We start from the raw sequence: 17,573 nt of genomic DNA, 5'->3' as shown, positions 1-17,573 counted from the left end.
TAGGTATCAGATGCCCGGACAGGCCCGAGCATGATGAAGGACAGGTTTTCAGACCTTGGCAGCCGTTGAAAATATGAATTTCAGGAACCGGGAAAACCTCCACTGTCATCCCCGGTCGAAAGGGAGAGTCACTTGCCGCGGGAGGTATGGAGAAGGACGAACGTTGGTATCGTCCAGCGGCTGTCACGCAAGCTCGGCGTGAAGCGGGGGCAGGCAGGTCGATCCGGCGGCAGGGATGAAGGCCGCCGCCGGCATCTCGTCAAATCAGGCGCGCGCTTCTGGCGTATAGCCTGCAGCGGTGATGATTTCAGCAATACGTGCCGCGTCGGAGACGCCGCCAACCACAACCGTGCGGCTTGCCGGATCAGCATGAACGGCGGCGCCGGGGACGGTCTTTTCGATTGCGCCCTTGATCACACCGGCGCAGTGACCGCAGGTCATGTCTTCAACGTGGAAAGAAAGGTCGGCATCAACAGGTGCGGCAGCGGTTTCGGGGTGATGCTGGTGGGCGGTGCACATAGGCGGTTCTCCTTGGGTTGGAACTCGTAACAGCAGGAGCCTGGACTATTCCAACGTGGGAAGGTCAAGCGCTTTATTAAGGCAGCCAAAATAAGCGCACCGGCATTTTAGTTGCGCCAGAAAATCGGCATCAGCAGCACGAGAACGGTGAGGATTTCAAGACGTCCAAGCAGCATCAGGACAGACAGGAGATAGAGCGCCGGATCACTGATCGTGGAGAAATTGCCGACAGGCCCGATGATCGGGCCGATGCCAGGGCCGACATTGGCAAGTGCGGTCGCAACGCCCGAGGTCGCAGTCAGGAAATCGTAACCCATCAGGCTCATGGCAAGGCTGCCGGCGATCCAGAGCGCGATGAAACAGCTGACGAAAAGGAAGATCGTCCGGATCGTGTCGGGATCGACCACCTGCTGCCCGTAACGGACCGAATAAACCGCGTTCGGATAGATCAGCTTTTTGAGGCCCGCCCGAACGACATTGAACATGATCAGAAAACGATAGGCCTTGATACCACCCGCCGTCGAGCCGGAGCAGCCGCCCATGAAGGTTGCGAAAAATGCAACGACGACAACGAACGGACCCCACAGCGTGTAGTCGTCGCTCGCAAAGCCACCGGTCGAGAGGATTGATGTCATGTTGAAGAAGGAGTGGCTGAGCGCAGTATCCAGCGGCACGCCGTTTCTAAGGTGGTGATAAACGCCGACAGCGATGGAAATCGCGCAGAGATAGCCAAGGAAGACGGCTATCTGCGGGTCGCGCAGCGTCTCCAGCCTGCGGCGCACCGCAAGCAGGATCATCACCGAGAAGGGCAGGCTGCCGAAGATCAGGAAGATGGTGGCAATCCAAAGCAGCGCCGTGTTGTTGAAATAGGCAAACGAGGCGTCGTGGGTGGAAAAACCGCCGGTCGCAACCGTCGACATGGCATGGTTGAGGGCATCGAAATGCGACATGCCGGCAAAATCGAAAGCCACCGTGCAGGCGATAGTCATGATGATGTAGATCGCCACGAAAGCGCGGGTGAAGCTTGCCAGCCGCGCGAAGGGCCGGTCATTGCCGGTGTCGGACGATTCCATGCGGAAGAAGGTCATGCCGCCAACGCGCAAGAGCGGCAGAATGAAGAGGCCAAGCGCGACAATACCGATGCCGCCGAGCCAACAGAGCAACGACCTCCACAGAAGAATGCCCTGCGGCGCATTATCGAGGCCGGATATCGCGGTCGATCCCGTCGTCGTGATGGCCGAGACCGATTCGAAAAGGGCCTGACCGGGCGTCAGGTCAAGCTCGGACAGATAGAGCGGAACCGCTCCGACAATGGAAAATACAAGCCAGAGCACGTTGACGAGCAGGAAGCCGAAACGTTTGTTGAAGGACGCGATCGGTGCGCGCGTGGCCAGCGCACAGGCAAGTGCAAAGCCGCCGCACATGAAGCCTGAAAGCGCAAACACCGTCCAGTCGTCATTGCCGTAATAAAGGTCCGTCAGCGCGGGCAGGAACATGGCCGTCGCGAGATAGAGCCCGAAGATGGACGCCACATATATGACCGAGCGCAGAAGATTGCTGTTCAAGAAATGAAACCCAGGGTTCGTGGCAGCGTAAAATGAGTCTTTGTCTCTGACGCCTTCCTATGGCATAGCGGGTGCCATTATGAATTTCAATGGATTGACAATCGTGGACAAGCAGCTTGTGGAGGCAGCGCGGCGGGAAGTGCGGGAGATATTCCCGGAAACGCCGTTGCAGTTGAATGAACATCTCAGCCGTCGGTATGGCGCATCGATTTGGCTGAAGCGTGAGGATCTGTCTCCGGTTCGTTCCTACAAGATTAGAGGCGCATTCAACTTTCTCCGCAAGGCTGTTGCGAAGGCTGGCAAGGACAAGGTTTTCGTCTGTGCTTCTGCCGGCAACCATGCGCAGGGCTTTGCTTTCGCCTGCCGCCATTTCGGCGTTCACGGTGTTGTTTTCATGCCGGTGACCACGCCGCAGCAGAAGATCGACAAGACCCGTATCTTCGGTGGTGAATTCATCAGCATCCGTCTGGTGGGCGATATTTTCGACCAATGTTACGCTGCCGCGCGCAAATACGTCGAAGACAATGACGCCTACATGGTGCCGCCCTTCGACCATCAGGATATCATCGAAGGCCAGGCGACGGTTGCTGCCGAAATCATGGACCAGCTTCCCGAAGGCACCAAACCGGATATGGTTGTCATGCCGGTTGGCGGCGGCGGGCTTTCGGCAGGCCTTACCGGCTTTCTGGCGGGCACCGTTGAAAAGGGCAACTTCGTGTTCTGCGAGCCGGAAGGCGCGCCGAGCTTGAAAAGGAGCCTCGAGCGCGGCGAAGCGGTAACGCTCCCCAAGGTCGACAATTTCGTCGACGGCGCCGCCGTTGCCCGCATCGGCGATCTCAACTTCCAGGCGCTGAAGGATTTTCCGGCCGAGCAGGTTTTGCTCATCCCCGAAAACGCCATCTGCGTGACCATCATCGAGATGCTGAACCTCGAAGGCGTGGTGCTGGAGCCAGCGGGTGCGCTGTCCATTGCCGCACTGGAGAAGCTCGGCCGCGAGAAACTGGAAGGCAAGACGGTTATCGTCGTCGTCTCCGGCGGCAATTTCGATTTCGAGCGCCTGCCTGACGTCAAGGAACGCGCCATGCGTTACACCGGCGTGAAGAAATACTTCATTCTGCGCCTGCCGCAGCGCCCCGGCGCGCTGCGCGATTTCCTCAATCTGCTTGGCCCGGACGACGATATCGCCCGTTTCGAGTATCTGAAGAAATCGGCCCGCAATTTCGGCTCGATCCTGATCGGCATCGAAACCAACGCGCAGGAAAACTTTGCAGGGCTTCTTGAACGTTTCGAGGCTGCGGGCCTCGGCTATGAGGATATTACCGAAAACGAGATCCTGTCGAACCTGATCATCTGATCGGGATAAGAGCGACGGGGAAGGGCGGAGCATATCCGCCCTTCGAAATGCGAGACAGATTAAGGGAGTGAAAGCCATGGCATCGTTTTTTTCCAAAATCCTTTCGGCCTTCGGCTCCGGCCAGTCCGCGGATGCGCCGCAGAAGGCAGCGCAGTCGGAACCGCATGTGCATGGAGACTATCTGATCTATGCGACGCCGCTGAAGGAAGGCGGCCAGTTCCGTTTGGCGGGCCGCATCGAGAAGAAGGACGGCGAGGAAACGCTCGTACATGAATTCGTGCGCGCCGATGTCTTCACCAGCATGGACGATGCGGTTGAGTTCACCATCCGTAAGGCAAAGCTGATCATCGACCAGAACGGTGCATCGCTTTTCCCAGGAAAATGATGGCGGTTTCTTCTGCTGGACATTAAGATTCCGTTGGTTGCTTCGGCCTATCGTCTTCAGAGGGCATGAAGTCGCGCCGATGAACCGGCGCGATGTGGATCGATAGGGCGTATGCCGATGCAATGGGCAAATCTGGCCCTCTTCGTGGCGGAAGCCATCGTCTATTTTTCGGTAATGACGGCATTCCTTCATTACCGGCATATTCTCGGCATCGGTGTTTTTCTCACCGCGCTGGGTGTCATGCATTTCCTGGAAACCTATCTGGCGGCGGTCTTTTACGTCGAGCTGCCATTTGGCGTGGTATCACCCGGCTCCTCGATCCTTTTTGCCGGCAAACTGATGATGATCCTCATGCTCTATATGCGCGAGGATGCGGCAGTCGTCCGCCAGCCGATCTACGGCCTGTTTCTCGGCAATATACTCACCATCATCATGGTGCAGATCATCCGCTTCCATCCGACGGTGGCAATTGTCCCCGGACAGTCGGTAGATACCGGATTTCTGGATGAGATGGGCGTGCTGATGGTCTGGGGAACCAGCCTGCTTTATATCGACGCCATCGCCATCATCCTGTTTTACGAAAAGCTGGGACGCTATTTGCAGCGCCTTATTGTCCTGCGCTTCGCAATCTGTGGCGTGGTGATTTTGAGCCTGGATCAGGCAGGCTTTTACGCGGCGTTGCGATATATGCTGAACGCGCCGGTCGATGTCTTTTACGATGGCTGGAAAGCGAAGATGGTGGCCGTTGCCATCTATGCTCTGCTCTTTGCCATTTATCTGAAGCTGACGGCGGCGAAAGGCCGCTTCCTGACGCGCCGCAGCGTTGCCGATGTCTTCAACGACCTCACATTCAGGGAGCGCTACGAGGAGCTTCTGTCCCGGTCTGGCCGCGACATGCTGACCGGTGTGTCTGACCGCGCCCGCATGGAACTCGATGCGCCGTCCGTCGTCGTGGAATGTCTGGAAAAGAAACGTCCCGTCAGCGTGCTGATCGTCGATATCGATCACTTCAAGACCGTCAACGATACCTTTGGGCATTTGCAGGGCGATGAGATGTTGCGGGAATTCGCCGCCGTTCTGAAACGCATCGTGCAACCGCACGGCCATCTCTACCGGTTCGGCGGCGAGGAGTTCGTGGTCCTGTTGCCGACGATGACCCATGAGGGGGCACTTGCCTTTTCAGCAGGTCTGCGGACGGCGATATTGAAGGATCTGCAACGGCCAGACGGTTCGCCGCTGACTGTCAGCATCGGCGTCGCCACGGCTTTCGAGGACGGGCAGCTTTTCCGCGCGCTGCTATCGGAAGCAGATGCGCGGCTCTATGCGGCAAAAAATAACGGCCGCGATCAGGTGCACGGCCGTTACGGAATGTGGGTCGGCTGATACCGGCAATCGAGCCGGCATCACCACGTGTCAAATGGCGCCTCAGGCGGCCTGCGCGAGTTCGGCAACCTTTGCTTCGGCTGCCGCAACGGCTTTCTCAACGGCTTCCGGGCCAAATGCCAGACCTTCGACATAGATCACTTCAACGTCCGTCATGCCCATGAAGCCAAGAACGGTCTTGAGGTAGGGAACGGCGTGGTTCATCGACACAGCCGGGCCTTCGGAATAAACGCCGGCGGCGGCCAGCACGATGTAGACCTTCTTGCCGGTGGCAAGACCAACCGGGCCGGTTTCGGTGTACTTGAAGGTCTGGCCAGCGCGGGCGACGTTGTCGATCCACGACTTCAGGCCGGAATAGATATTGAAGTTGATGAGGCCGGTGCCGATGACGACAGTGTCGGCGGCCATAAGCTCTGCAACCAGCTTGTCGGAATAATCGGCTGCAACCGCTTCTTCAGCCGTGCGCTGGTCTGGAGCCTTGCGGATCGCAGCGGTCTTGACGGTGTCGAGATGCGGAATGGGGTCGGCAGCAAGATCGCGGTGGACAAGGGTATTGGATGCCGACTTGGCCTTCAGCTTGTTTGCGAGTTCGCCGGAAAACTTGTTGGAAACCGACTCGTCGCCACGCGGGCTGGAGGTGATGAGCAGAATGTTGGACATGGTCTTTCCTTGCATAAGCGATGAATTGACGGGCGCCTTGGGAGGGCGGGAGAGCACGATGCCCTTCCTTTGCCCCCTATATGACCAATTGATGCCATCAAGAAAACTGTGATAATGTGGAAGCGACCTATCGATGAAATGGATGGAACATGGACGCGAACCCGACGCTCGACCAATTGCAGGTGTTTTTGACGGTTGCCGAAACCGGAAGTTTCTCTGCCGCGTCACGGGCGCTCAATCGCGCCCAGTCTGTTGTCAGCTACACCATCGCCAATCTCGAGGCGCAGCTTGAAGTCAGCCTGTTCGAACGCAATGGCGTACGCCAGCCTCGATTGACGGACGAGGGTCGCGCCATGCTGGAAGATGCAAGGCGCATCGTGGCCGGTCTGCAGGAAATGCGTGCGCGCGCCAAGGGTTTGAAGCAGGGGCTGGAGGCCGAGCTTTCTGTCGCCATCAGCACCATGGTGCCGGCGGAAGCCGTCGTTGCGGTGCTTCGCGATTTTCGAAAGGAATTCCCCACCGTTACCCTCAGTCTTAATGTGGGTGAGTTGGGCATGGTTATGGATATGGTGCTCTCCCGCAAGGCTGGGATTGGCATCGGCGGGGCGCTGTTGCGCCAGGATGACGAACTCGTCGTCGAAAAGGTCGGCCATTCCTTCATGCTGCCGGTCGTCGCCGCTGATCATCCACTGGCACAGATCGAGAGGCCGCTGGTTCTGGGCGATGTCCGCGAGGAGGTCCAGCTCGTCGTCACCGATGCGTCGGGGCTGACCAAGGGGCGTGATTTCAACGTGCTGTCTTACAAGACATGGCGGGTCAGCGACATCGCCACGAAATACCAGCTCATCAAGGGCGGTCTCGGCTGGGGCGGTCTGCCCGCATCGATCGTGCGCAACGACCTGACCAATGGCAGCCTGAAGGCACTTGATCTTGAAGCTTATGAGCAGGGCGAATATCCGATCTTTGCGCTGCGCCGGGTGGATTCACCCGCCGGTCCCGCTGGCCAGTGGCTTGCCACGGCCTTTCAGCAGCGTCTGTCGGCATGCCCGAACCAGAAGGATTTCAACAGGATAATTGCCGGAAGCAAACAGCGGACTATTTCTGTCGCCGCCGAGTGACATGGGTTGACTGAGTGACCAATTGACGAAGGTGAATGGCCTGCCTTATACAGGAAACACGGTCAGCAGTTCACCGAGGCATCGCCGTCCCGCAAGGGAAGCTAAACCTGCATTTTGAAAGATTGACAGCAATTATCCCGTGTCTAGTCGGAAGCCGGCGATCAGCGACACCTCTTCGGAATGGCACTCGAGGGTAAGTCATGCCACGTTCGATCTTTTCCATTGATATCGCCGACCTCTCCACCTTTGCCAAATCGCTACGCGAACAAATCGGCAGGCTGGACCGCCAGCCAAGCCATGTGGAGATGCTCAATCTCCTGAGCCGGGCTGCCGGGTTTCGCAACTTTCAGCATCTGCGCGCCGCGCGCACGCCACCCGTAGCAAGTGGCTTGCCGCCACCGCAGACACGACCGGAGACAATGCCTGCCAATGAGGGCAGGGTGCTGAAGACCGCGCGAACTTTCGATGCTGCCGGTAGATTGGTGCAGTGGCCGGCCCGCCGCTCCCAGCAGGAACTGTGCCTCTGGTATCTGTGGACAAGAATCCCAGCCGGTCGCAGTTTCTCAGAGCGCGAATTCAGCAGCTTTCTCGATGGTCTGCACCTGTTTGGAGATGCCGCGATGCTGCGGCGTGACATGGCGGGTCTCCGGCTCATCCGCCGTAACCGCGATGGCAGCGACTATCAACGCATCGAGCAGAAGCCACCGCCGGAACTGCCACTGTTGTTGCGTATCGTCAGTGGCCGCAATTGAGTAAATGCCCTCCCGGCCGATGAAACGCCGGGAGGGCTGCAAGCTCTAGAGAACGAGGCGGAACTTTGCGAAACCTTCGGCGCCGTCGCCGGCATCCTCGATTTTTGCGCCCTTGATGTCAGCCGCGTAATTGCGACCCTTCGGACCAGTCTCGAAGATGGCGGTCGTATTGGCAACTGGGGCGAAGGACCAGTTGGCATCCGCCGACGGGTTAATGGTGCCCTGATCGATGATATAGCGCACGATCACGTCGCGGTTGGTGTCGGGCGCCACGAAGATCACCTTGTCGGCGGCGATATCGGGGAATTTTCCGCCGCCGCTTGCACGGTAATTGTTGGTCGCCACCACGAATTTCTGCTCGGGGTCGATCGGCTTGCCATCGAATTGCAGATTGACGATGCGGTTGCTGTCGGGATTGACGGCCTTGCCGTCCTTGTCGAACTTTGCCGGTTTGGAAATGTCGATCTGGTAGGTGACACCGTCGATGACGTCGAAATTATAGGACGGGAAATCCGCGTTTAGGAGCGGCGCATCCTTTGCGCCGGCCTCGACCGTGTTGAACATGCCGGCGGACATTTCCAGCCAGTTCTTCACCTGCGCACCGTTGATCAGTACCGCCTGCACCGTGTTGGGGTAGAGGTAGAGATCGGCGACGTTCTTGATGGCGATGTCACCGGCAGGGACATCGGTGTAATAATCCGCACCACCGCGACCGCCAGACTTGAATGGCGCTGCTGCCGAAAGCACGGGCAGATCCTTATATTGCCCTTCCTTCAGCATGTCCTTGATGTACCACGTCTGGGCATTGGAGACGATCTGCACGGACGGGTCGTCGGCCACCAGCGCGAAGTAGGAATAGAGTGGCGCCGACGTCTTGCCGACCGGGCGACGCACATAGGCGAGCGCCGCTTCGTGATCTGCCTTGGCGGCGGCTATGACCTCCGGTTTGTCCGTGACATCTGCAACGACCTTGCGATTGTCGTCGCGGTGGTAGATCGGCCGAGCCTCGGAGGTGAAATCGACGATCTTCCAGCTTTTGCCGTCCTTTTCGAGCAGAAGGTCAATGAGGCCCATATGCGAGCCCCAGAAACCGGCCATCACGGCCGGCTTGCCCATCAGCGTACCCTTTACCGCATCCGCACCCTCGATGCCGTCCCATGTCTTCGGACCGGGGAAGACCAGATGCTGGTGACCAGTGAAGATGGCGTCAATGCCTTCCACGCCCGCCAGATAAAGCGAGGCGTTTTCCATGCGATCGGTCTGGCCCTTGCCATCGATGCCGGAATGGGAAAGCGCGATGACGATATCGGCACCTTCTTCCTTCATGACCGGAACCCAGGCTTTAGCCGCCTCGACGATATCGCGCGTCTGGGCCTTGCCCTCCAGATTCTTGGAATCCCACATCATGATCTGCGGCGGCACGAAACCGATGATACCGACCTTGACCGGACTCGTTACGCCTGCACCATCGCGGATCTGTTTCTCGAGGATCACGTAAGGCTTGAAGAACAGCTCATCCTGCTTGGGATCGGAAGCCAGCTGACCCTTGGTGAGATTGGCGCAGACATAAGGGAAACCGGCGCCCGCCAGCGTATTGGACATATAGTCGAGGCCGTAATTGAATTCGTGGTTTCCAAGCGTGCCACAATCATAGCCAAGGACATTCATGGCGTTGATGACGGGATGCTTGTCGCCGGCCTTCATGCCGCGCTCATAGGCGATGTAATCGCCGAGCGGGTTGCCCTGCAGGAAGTCGCCATTATCCACCAGCATCGAGTTTCCGGCCTCGGCACGGATGGCGCCGATGATCGAAGCGGTGCGCGCCAGACCCATCGTGTCGTTCGGTTTGTCGGCGTAATAATCATAGGGAAAGACGTGAACGTGGATGTCAGTCGTTTCCATGATGCGCAGATGCGCCTGGTTGGCTGCGGCGCGCGCGGCGAAGGGATGCAACAGCACCAGAGCCGAAGAGGCGGCGATGCCACCCAGAAGCGAACGGCGAGTGATGGGGTGGAGAGCGAGAAGCGACGACATGGGAACTCCTTCGTATGAAGCTTGCTCTGTCAGGAAAACGACAAGGTAGAAGCAATCCCCGAGGAGTCCATCATCAAAATGACAAGCCCGTGACGGACGGGCCAGTTTTCAACCGTTTGATAAATTTTTTGTCACAAGGTGGCCGCGCGCGCATGGTGCGCTTCGGGAATGCGCTTTGTCCGGCCTGCGCATTCCCCTTGTCGGAAACGTCTGCTTAGCGGGCGAGAGTCGGTTTTACTTCTTCGTGGAAGAAGCGGAAATAAGACGACAGCTGTGCCAGCGTGTTGGTGGAAAGTTTGAGTTGCAGGCCGAGCCGGTTCATGTGCTGCCATTGCACGACACCCTCGATGAAACCCAGATCTTCACTCTGCACCTTCACTCGGCTTCCCTTGGCGGCAGCGAAAGGTCCGTCCAGTTCGAGCGCCATGCCGGTGGCGGACAGGTCCACCACGCGGCCTCGGGTCGACTGGCTGAAATAGTGCACGGTCGCGTAGATCCGGGTCTTGCTACGGGTCGCAGTGCGGGTCGCCATATTGAGGTTGTTTGTCATTTCGCTACTCAAATCAATTGTTTCCGATGCTTTCATCATGACGTAGAAAGTTTGAGAGCCGTTTAGCCGTTTGCTTAAAATTGCAAGTAATCGCGCGATTATGCTTTGTCGATACGGCACTGATAGCAATTGTTGCGGGCGGAGCGCACATGCACATAAGCGACGTCTGCCCGCTCCAGAAGATGCGCTGCGCGTGAAAGGATTTCGTCCGTCGCCGTCACCGCTCCGGTGCCGTAGACGATGCGGTCGTCAGTGCCATAGCCGCGAACGATATAATCGGGGCTGTTAAGCATCGGGGGAAGGGCATCCGTCTGCGGATAGTGCTCACAGGCCTCAGCGTGAAGAAAGACTGGCCCCGTTTCCGCATAGGGCTGGAGCGAAGGGAAGGGCCGGTAGGCGAGGATCAGCATTCCTTCGCCTTCATTAATCTGGGAAAGGCAATGGCGGCACGGCATGCCGCCTGGAGAAACGGCCTTTTCCGGCGGGTTGCCATAGGCGTCGGCGGCTCCCGCCCGGAAAGCCTCAGCTTCCTTAGCCGGCATTGCTGTAAAGACGAGATCGGTCATGGCGAGGTCCTTCTGTTGGGATCGGCGTTGCTTCTTTGCAGCTATGATCCCGAAACAGACCTCTATCCACCCGATTCTTGACGGGTGATGCAACCAGCCCATTGCGTGACTCGTTAGCATCGGGAATCAGTGGCGCTCCTCGATCCCGGAAGGTCTGATTTTATGTTCCGTCGTTTTCTGGCCGCCGTTCCGCTGGCTTTCGTTTCTTTGACGGTTCCGATCGACACGCAGGCGCAGGTCGCCTCCGGTCTCGATGGCCTGTCCGACGATCAGCTCCAACAGGCGGTCAATTTCGTCATCGGCAATGCGATCTTCTCGCTTTATCACGAGGGTGCACGCATGCTGATCTCGGATTTCGGCGCGCCGGAGACCGGCAGCGCGCAAGCACCTGCCGATCAGCTGGCGGGCACGCTCATCCTGCAGGCCAACGAGGAATGGCTTGATACCGCACTCGTCAACGCTACCGACAGCTGGTATCTGGCGCGCGAGACGGAGGCTTTGCCCGAGCACGAAGCACCGGTGTTTTCGGCGCTTGTTCCCGACAGGAGCCGCGATCGCAACATGGCCTGCCTGATGGTCGGCCGCGACAAGGACGGCTATGGCGATCTTGCCACCATGATGGGGCTTGCCAATGACGAATTTGCCAAATGTGGCGCCGCCTATCCGCGTATCGCATCGGCGTGGGAGGATTTTCTGACGCCCCACCGCACGCAGACACCATCCAGATTTACTGTGAGCTACGTGCCGCCGCGCGATCCGGAGCTGGAACCTTACGCCATCATGGTCAAGGAATCGAAGGTTCTCGATCTTATCAGCCGCAGTTTCGGCGTTTACGGCTTGAAAGGCGAGGTCAAGTTGACGGCGAAGTCCTGCGGGCGTCCCGATGTCTACTGGTCGGCCGAAAAACGTGAGATCACCTATTGCTACGAGCTGGGTAAATTCCAGGCGGAGCTGATTGCCGATCATCTCCTCAACAGCGTTACCGAAGACAAAGGTTCCGCCGGCGGGCATAGCCCGACGGCCGTTACTCTGGAAAGAGAAATCTGAGGCCAGTTACCGGATGCACGGCAACCTGTCCTCTTGAAACGGGAGGATATTGCCATGCCGAAGGTTGTCGTTCGAAATTTCGCCATTTCGATTGACGGATACGGTGCCGGGCCGGATCAAAGTCTTCAGAACCCGCTGGGTGTGAATGGCGAAACCCTGCATCAATGGGCGTTCAAGACCCGCACCTTTCACCGCATGTTCGGCAAGCAAGGCGGCTCGACCGGCACGGACGAGCAGTTTTCCGAGAAAAGTTTCGAAAATATCGGCGCCTGGATCTTGGGCCGCAACATGTTCGGCCCTATCCGCGGTGCCTGGCCGGATGAACACTGGAAGGGCTGGTGGGGGAAGAGCCGCCTTATCACGTGCCGGTTTTCGTGCTGACGCACCATGCGCGCGCCTCCTTTGCGATGAAGGGCGGCACCGTGTTTCATTTCGTTAACACGGGCATCAAGGCCGCCCTCGACATGGCGTTGGAGGCGGCAAACGGCAGGGACGTCCGGATCGGCGGCGGCGTTTCGACCATTCGGCAATATATGGCCGGAAGCATGATCGACGAACTGCATCTGGCGCTGGCCCCGGTCTTTCTCGGCAAGGGCGAAAACCTCTTCGAGGGGCTGGATTTGCCTGCGCTTGGTTATCGCTGCACCGGGACCTCGGCGGGCGAGGGCGCTACCCATTTGATTATCGATAAAGCCTGAGTCGCAAACTGCACAATGGTTTCATGTGCGGTTGCCTCCCACTCCCTCATTCCTGTGACAAGCACAGGAATGAGGGAGGAGTAGTCGGATGTGCTCTACAGTCGGGGAATAGCGCGGGCCATCCCCGACGTGACGAACTCAGTTGCGCAGCGAGATTTCCAGAAGCTCCGTATCGGACAGCGGCTCTACCCAGGCCTCATAGGTACCAACAGGAGAAAATCCCATCATCTGGTAGAGTTGCAGCGCGCGGGGATGGTCAAGCGTGTTGGTGGTCACCGTCACGCGCTTCGGATTGTCCTGCCAGGCGGCGTAAAGCGCCTGCAACAGGAACCACTTGCCGACGCCAGCACCGATTGCCTCTTCGAGAAGCCCGAAATAGGAAAGCTCGGTTACCTCGTCGCTTGCCTTGTTCAGCTCGAAGAAACCGGCGGGTGCACCATTCATATAAAGGACGGTGACGCTGTTCTTCGGGTCCTTGAGGACGGCGGACAGTTCCGCATCGCTCATGCGCATGCGTTTCTGCCAGTGCCAACGTTTTCCCACCCGCCAGTACATGTAGCGGTAGAAGTGCAAGGGAATATCGGTGACCCGCATCAGTGCCGTCTGGATGTTGACGGGGATAGCAAGGCTGACCTTCGGCGGCGCCGTCATTTCAAGCTGCGTGACATGCGCCTTCAACGGCCCATGTGACACCACGGGAAGAGGTTCGGCAGGGCCGGTGACAACAGGCGTGTCTTCCAGTCCACCCCATTCCGACCACGAACCGTCATAGAGCGAATTATCCTGGTGGCCGAGCGATTCCAGCGCCAGCGTAATGACGGCGGCGGTAACGCCCGAGCCGCAGCTCGTCACCACAGGCTTGCCAAGATCGATACCGGCATCCGCCACCATCTTGCGGATGGCGGTGAGGTCCTTGAAGTGGCCGTTCTCGGAAAATGCGGTGGCGGGCAGGCTACGAGCACCAGGCATATGGCCCGAACGCATGCCGGCACGCGGCTCGGCCTCGTCGCCGGTGAAACGTCCCGCGCCGCGGGCATCGGCAATCTGCTTTTCGCCACTGTCAACGATGCCGCGCATGGTCGATAGCGAGGTCACGCGCTTTTCGTTGAAATCGGGTGTGAAGGTGGCAGGCTCGATTTCCGGCGTGCCGGTTTCTAGCGGCCGGCCTTCGCGCTTCCAGCCGTCAAGACCGCCATCCAGCACGTAGGCCTTGCGCACGCCCATCACCCGCAGCATCCACCACACGCGCGGTGCGGAAAAGAAACCGGGGCCGTCATAGACCACGATGGTATCAGTGTCGCTGAGGCCAAGCTCTCCCGCCTGTTCAGCAAAGAACTCCGGCGAGGGCAGGGAATGCGGCAATCCGGTTGCATGATCGGCGATCTTGTCCTGATCGAAGAACACGGCACCGGGCAGGTGACCCGCCGCAAATTCTTCCGCACCGTTGCGTTTATGCGCCGGCAGATACCACGAGGCATCAACGAGACGAAACCCGGCCGTGCCGAGCTGCTTTTCTACCCAGTCCGCCGAAACGACGAAACGGCTCTTATCCGTGCTCACGATGTCTCTCCTGATTTCAGGCAGCAGCTTCAGGCGTGCCGAAACGAATGCGGAACCGCCTGTTCTCCTTGCCCTTCTTTTCTATCTTGGCAATGTGAATATCGCCCACTTCCTGCGTTTCGGAAACATGGGTGCCGCCGCAGGGCTGGCTGTCGATGGTAGAGTTTTCGCCGATGCAGACAAGGCTGACCCGGCCAAGGCCGATTGGCGGGCGCACATTCTTGGATTTGACGATGCCCGGATTGGCCTGAAGTTCTTCGTCGGTAATCCATTGCAGGAAAACGGGATGGTTGGCTTTCACCAGTTCCATCAGCTTTGCCGTCACTTCATCCTTGTCGATGGTTTCCGACATGTCGAAATCGACGCGCGATTCGTCTTCGCCGACGGCAGCACCGGTGATTGGCCACTGGCAGACGACGGATAGCAGATGGCAGGCAGTGTGCATGCGCATCAGCTTGTAACGGCGCGGCCAGTCTACGTGCAGGGTCAGTTTTTCACCGACCTCAGGGGAAGGCTGACCTTCCAGCGGCACATGGATGATAACGCTCTTGTCGGAGCCATTTTTGGTAATGCCGAGTTCGATGCGCGAACCATCGGCCCGCTCGAGAAAGCCGCTGTCGCCCGGCTGGCCGCCGGACGTGGCGTAAAAGCAGGTCTGGTCGAGCTCGATGCCGCCATCCTCATGCACCGCCGTGACGATCGCTTCTGCGGTGGAAAGATAAAAATCGTCACGGAACAGGGCATTCACAGGCATTTCGGCATGTCCTCAAACGGTTTCGTACGGAACCGCAATCTCGCTTTTCGTTGCCAGCCACTGCGGAACCGGAAGCCCCTTGGAGCGCAGGAAATCCGGATTGAACAGCTTCGACTGATAACGATTACCGTAGTCGCAAAGTATCGTCACGATTGTATGCCCCGGACCAAGCTCGCGGGCAAGGCGGATTGCGCCGGCAATGTTGATGCCGGAGGAGCCACCGAGGCAAAGACCCTCTTTCGTGACCAGATCGAACAGCACCGGCAGGGCTTCCGCATCCGAAATACGATAGGAGAAATCCGGCGCGAAGCCTTCCAGATTTGCGGTGATGCGCCCCTGGCCGATGCCCTCGGTGATAGAAGAGCCTTCCGACTTCAGGACACCATGCTTGTAAAATTCGTAGAGGGCGGCGCCCTCAGGGTCGGCAAGGCCGATCTTGATGTCGGGATTGAAATCGCGCAGGCCGTCAGCCACGCCCGCAAGCGTTCCGCCGGAACCGACGGAGCAAATGAAACCATCGACCTTGCCGTCCGTCTGGTCCCATATTTCCGGTGCCGTTGTCTCAATATGGGCCTGACGGTTGGCGATATTGTCGAACTGGTTGGCCCAGATCGCGCCGTTTTCATCCGTCGCGGCCAGCTGTTTTGCCAGACGGCCGGAAACCTTCACGTAATTGTTCGGGTTGGAATAGGGTGCCGCCGGAACCTCGACCAGCTTTGCGCCGAGAAGCTTCAGCGCATCCTTCTTTTCCTGGCTTTGCGTCTCGGGAATGACGATGACAGTCTTGTAGCCGAGCGCATTGGCCACCAGCGACAGGCCGATGCCGGTATTGCCTGCCGTGCCTTCTACGATCGTGCCGCCCGGCCGCAGCTGTCCGCGCCGTTCCGCATCGCGGATGATGTAAAGCGCGGCGCGATCTTTCACCGATTGGCCGGGATTGAGAAACTCCGCCTTGCCGAGGATTTCACACCCCGTCGCTTCAGAGGCAGCTTTCAGACGGATAAGCGGCGTGTTGCCGATAGCACTGAGCGCAGAGGGATGAATGGTCATGATTGAGCCTTCTTGTCTGAGCGGAAATTAGGTGCCGTTATGTCCCGTTACAACCGCCTCAAGGCAAGAAATTATCTTCCCGCCTTAGGCTTCGCCACGCAAAATTTTGCCGATACCCAATTTTATGCGTTGTTCTTCACTGCGGCATAGGCTGCAAGTGCTCTTTCCCGTGCCTTCCCATGGTCGACGATCGGCAGGGGATAGGTCTTGCCGAGCTCGATACCCGCCTTTTTAAGCACCTCTTTCGGTGCTTCAAACGGCTTGTGGATGTATTTTCGCTCAAGCTTTTCAAGCTCCGGCACGAAGCGGCGCACGTAGTCTCCCTCGGCATCGAATTTCTCCCCCTGCAATATGGGGTTGAAAATGCGGAAGAACGGCGAGGCGTCCGCGCCCGAACCCGCCACCCACTGCCAGTTGGCGGCGTTGGAGGCCGGATCGGCATCAACAAGCGTATCCCGGAACCACTTCTCGCCTTTGCGCCAGTCGATAAGTAGATGTTTGATGAGGAAGGATGCAACTATCATGCGCACCCGGTTGTGCATGGTGCCATGTTTCCACAATTGCCGCATGCCGGCATCCACGATCGGATAACCCGTCAGGCCACGCGTCCAGGCGTTGAAGGATGTCTCATCGTCCCGCCAGCCGAAGGCGTCGAAACTGTCGTTCCAGTTTTTCTCGTCCAGCTCGGGAAAGTGGAACAGCAGATGGTAGCAGAATTCCCGCCAGACGAGTTCCTTGCGGAAACGGCTGATATCGTTGGACGGGATATGGCGTGAGAGCCCCTTCGTCGCATGCCACACGGCGGCGGGCGATATTTCGCCGAGCGCCAGATGCGGCGCAAGAAGCGACGTGGCGTCCTTCGCCGGAAAATCGCGGCCTTCCTCATAACCCTTCAAGGCACCATCGATGAAATCATCGAGTTTTTCCCGCGCGGCATTTTCGCCGGGTGTCCATATCTCGCTGAAACCCCTGGCCCAGTCCGGTTTGACCGGCAGAAGCTTCCAATCATCGAGTTTCTCCGATTTTGGCCATGTCTCAGGTGCCTTCAGGCTCTGCGGTGCATCCGCCGGCGTATGTGGCTCCTCGCCGCCCTCTAGAGCCCGCCAGAAGGGCGTGTAGACCCGGTAGGGACCGCCGGATTTGGTCTGCACCCGGGATGGTTCATGCAGCAGGTGTCCGGCAAAGCTGCGAACTGTCAGGCCGTCGTCCCCAAGCGCCTCTTTTAGTGTCTTGTCCGTTGCCATGCCGGTCGGCTCATAGCGACGGTTCCAGAGGACTGCATTCGCGCCGGTTTCGGCTATAAGCCGGCGCAGCGTCTCCTCTGCGTTGCCGCTTCTGAGCAGTAGACGGCTGCCGCATTTTTCCAGCGCCGCGGAAAGAGAGGCAAGCGAATGGTGAAGCCACCATTCCTGCGCGCCGCCCAGCGGGCCGCTGGATGTCTCACGGATATAGATCGGTATGACGGGGCCGCCATGCTCCACCGCTGCGAGAAGGGCGAGATTGTCCGCAAGACGCAAGTCCTTGCGGAACCAGACGATAACAGGAGAGGATTTTGTTGGCATGAAGGGATCCGGTTCA

The 17,573-nt window shown here is 58.5% G+C and carries 16 protein-coding genes and 1 pseudogene; 7 read left to right on the top strand and 10 right to left on the bottom strand.

Annotation, left to right across the window (positions count from 1 at the left end; all coding sequences use genetic code 11):
• Positions 1-264: 264 nt before the first annotated feature.
• On the bottom strand, positions 265-519 hold the full coding sequence (locus ACQZ63_RS01385; RefSeq protein WP_003496638.1) for a heavy-metal-associated domain-containing protein: 255 nt from the start codon (positions 517-519) through the stop codon (positions 265-267).
• A 107-nt stretch (positions 520-626) separates the two neighbouring features.
• Complete coding sequence (locus ACQZ63_RS01380) at positions 627-2,084, bottom strand: TrkH family potassium uptake protein (protein WP_003512541.1); 1,458 nt, start codon at positions 2,082-2,084, stop codon at positions 627-629.
• Between the two features lie 79 nt (positions 2,085-2,163).
• On the opposite strand from ACQZ63_RS01380, the gene ilvA reads away from it, so the two are divergent.
• The 3 genes from ilvA (at position 2,164) to ACQZ63_RS01365 (ending at position 5,206) form a co-directional block, all read left to right on the top strand.
• Positions 2,164-3,438, top strand: a complete 1,275-nt coding sequence (gene ilvA, locus ACQZ63_RS01375; protein WP_029658759.1) for a threonine ammonia-lyase — start codon at positions 2,164-2,166, stop codon at positions 3,436-3,438.
• A 76-nt stretch (positions 3,439-3,514) separates the two neighbouring features.
• Positions 3,515-3,823: an HlyU family transcriptional regulator gene (locus ACQZ63_RS01370; RefSeq protein WP_013635901.1), complete on the top strand. Its 309-nt coding sequence runs from the start codon at positions 3,515-3,517 to the stop codon at positions 3,821-3,823.
• Between the two features lie 117 nt (positions 3,824-3,940).
• The gene (locus ACQZ63_RS01365; protein ID WP_113556013.1) at positions 3,941-5,206 is read left to right on the top strand and encodes a GGDEF domain-containing protein; all 1,266 of its coding nucleotides are present in this window, start codon (positions 3,941-3,943) and stop codon (positions 5,204-5,206) included.
• A gap of 42 nt (positions 5,207-5,248) precedes the next feature.
• Here the strand turns inward: ACQZ63_RS01365 and ACQZ63_RS01360 are convergent, their stop codons facing one another.
• Entirely contained in the window at positions 5,249-5,866 is a 618-nt protein-coding gene (locus ACQZ63_RS01360) for an FMN-dependent NADH-azoreductase (RefSeq protein WP_003512545.1), read from the bottom strand.
• A gap of 149 nt (positions 5,867-6,015) precedes the next feature.
• Here ACQZ63_RS01360 and ACQZ63_RS01355 point away from each other — a divergent pair, with 149 nt between their 5' ends.
• Together ACQZ63_RS01355 and ACQZ63_RS01350 are read left to right on the top strand one after the other, a co-directional pair.
• Positions 6,016-6,984, top strand: a complete 969-nt coding sequence (locus tag ACQZ63_RS01355; protein ID WP_038490657.1) for a LysR family transcriptional regulator — start codon at positions 6,016-6,018, stop codon at positions 6,982-6,984.
• 200 nt (positions 6,985-7,184) lie between these two features.
• On the top strand, positions 7,185-7,736 hold the full coding sequence (locus tag ACQZ63_RS01350; RefSeq protein WP_113555869.1) for a DUF2087 domain-containing protein: 552 nt from the start codon (positions 7,185-7,187) through the stop codon (positions 7,734-7,736).
• A gap of 45 nt (positions 7,737-7,781) precedes the next feature.
• Here the strand turns inward: ACQZ63_RS01350 and ACQZ63_RS01345 are convergent, their stop codons facing one another.
• The 3 genes from ACQZ63_RS01345 to ACQZ63_RS01335 form a co-directional block, all read right to left on the bottom strand.
• A complete protein-coding gene (locus ACQZ63_RS01345) occupies positions 7,782-9,770 on the bottom strand; it encodes a bifunctional 2',3'-cyclic-nucleotide 2'-phosphodiesterase/3'-nucleotidase (protein WP_003512549.1) in 1,989 nt (662 codons plus the stop codon).
• Positions 9,771-9,984: 214 nt separating this feature from the next.
• Positions 9,985-10,320: a PilZ domain-containing protein gene (locus ACQZ63_RS01340; protein WP_003512551.1), complete on the bottom strand. Its 336-nt coding sequence runs from the start codon at positions 10,318-10,320 to the stop codon at positions 9,985-9,987.
• A 98-nt stretch (positions 10,321-10,418) separates the two neighbouring features.
• Positions 10,419-10,886, bottom strand: coding sequence for a DUF1203 domain-containing protein (locus ACQZ63_RS01335; protein ID WP_065704737.1), 468 nt, complete (start codon positions 10,884-10,886; stop codon positions 10,419-10,421).
• Positions 10,887-11,048: 162 nt separating this feature from the next.
• Here ACQZ63_RS01335 and ACQZ63_RS01330 point away from each other — a divergent pair, with 162 nt between their 5' ends.
• Together ACQZ63_RS01330 and ACQZ63_RS01325 are read left to right on the top strand one after the other, a co-directional pair.
• Positions 11,049-11,933, top strand: a complete 885-nt coding sequence (locus ACQZ63_RS01330; RefSeq protein ID WP_113555868.1) for a DUF4344 domain-containing metallopeptidase — start codon at positions 11,049-11,051, stop codon at positions 11,931-11,933.
• Between the two features lie 54 nt (positions 11,934-11,987).
• Positions 11,988-12,631, top strand: a pseudogene (locus tag ACQZ63_RS01325) (dihydrofolate reductase family protein).
• A 138-nt stretch (positions 12,632-12,769) separates the two neighbouring features.
• Here the strand turns inward: ACQZ63_RS01325 and sseA are convergent.
• The 4 genes from sseA to ACQZ63_RS01305 all read right to left on the bottom strand — a co-directional run bounded on the left by sseA (position 12,770) and on the right by ACQZ63_RS01305 (position 17,557).
• On the bottom strand, positions 12,770-14,191 hold the full coding sequence (gene sseA / locus ACQZ63_RS01320; RefSeq protein ID WP_025593211.1) for a 3-mercaptopyruvate sulfurtransferase: 1,422 nt from the start codon (positions 14,189-14,191) through the stop codon (positions 12,770-12,772).
• A 16-nt stretch (positions 14,192-14,207) separates the two neighbouring features.
• The gene (locus tag ACQZ63_RS01315) at positions 14,208-14,945 is read right to left on the bottom strand and encodes an alanyl-tRNA editing protein (RefSeq protein WP_097102255.1); all 738 of its coding nucleotides are present in this window, start codon (positions 14,943-14,945) and stop codon (positions 14,208-14,210) included.
• A 12-nt stretch (positions 14,946-14,957) separates the two neighbouring features.
• Positions 14,958-15,995, bottom strand: a complete 1,038-nt coding sequence (locus ACQZ63_RS01310; RefSeq protein ID WP_003512558.1) for a cysteine synthase A — start codon at positions 15,993-15,995, stop codon at positions 14,958-14,960.
• A 122-nt stretch (positions 15,996-16,117) separates the two neighbouring features.
• Positions 16,118-17,557 carry a cryptochrome/photolyase family protein gene (locus tag ACQZ63_RS01305; RefSeq protein ID WP_113555866.1) on the bottom strand — a complete coding sequence of 480 codons (1,440 nt, stop codon included), beginning with the start codon at positions 17,555-17,557 and terminating at the stop codon, positions 16,118-16,120.
• Positions 17,558-17,573: the final 16 nt, after the last annotated feature.

Source organism: Agrobacterium sp. CG160-95, from assembly GCF_053521725.1.
Note: the sequence above shows the minus strand (reverse complement) of the source record. Positions and strands in the feature narration are given on the sequence as shown.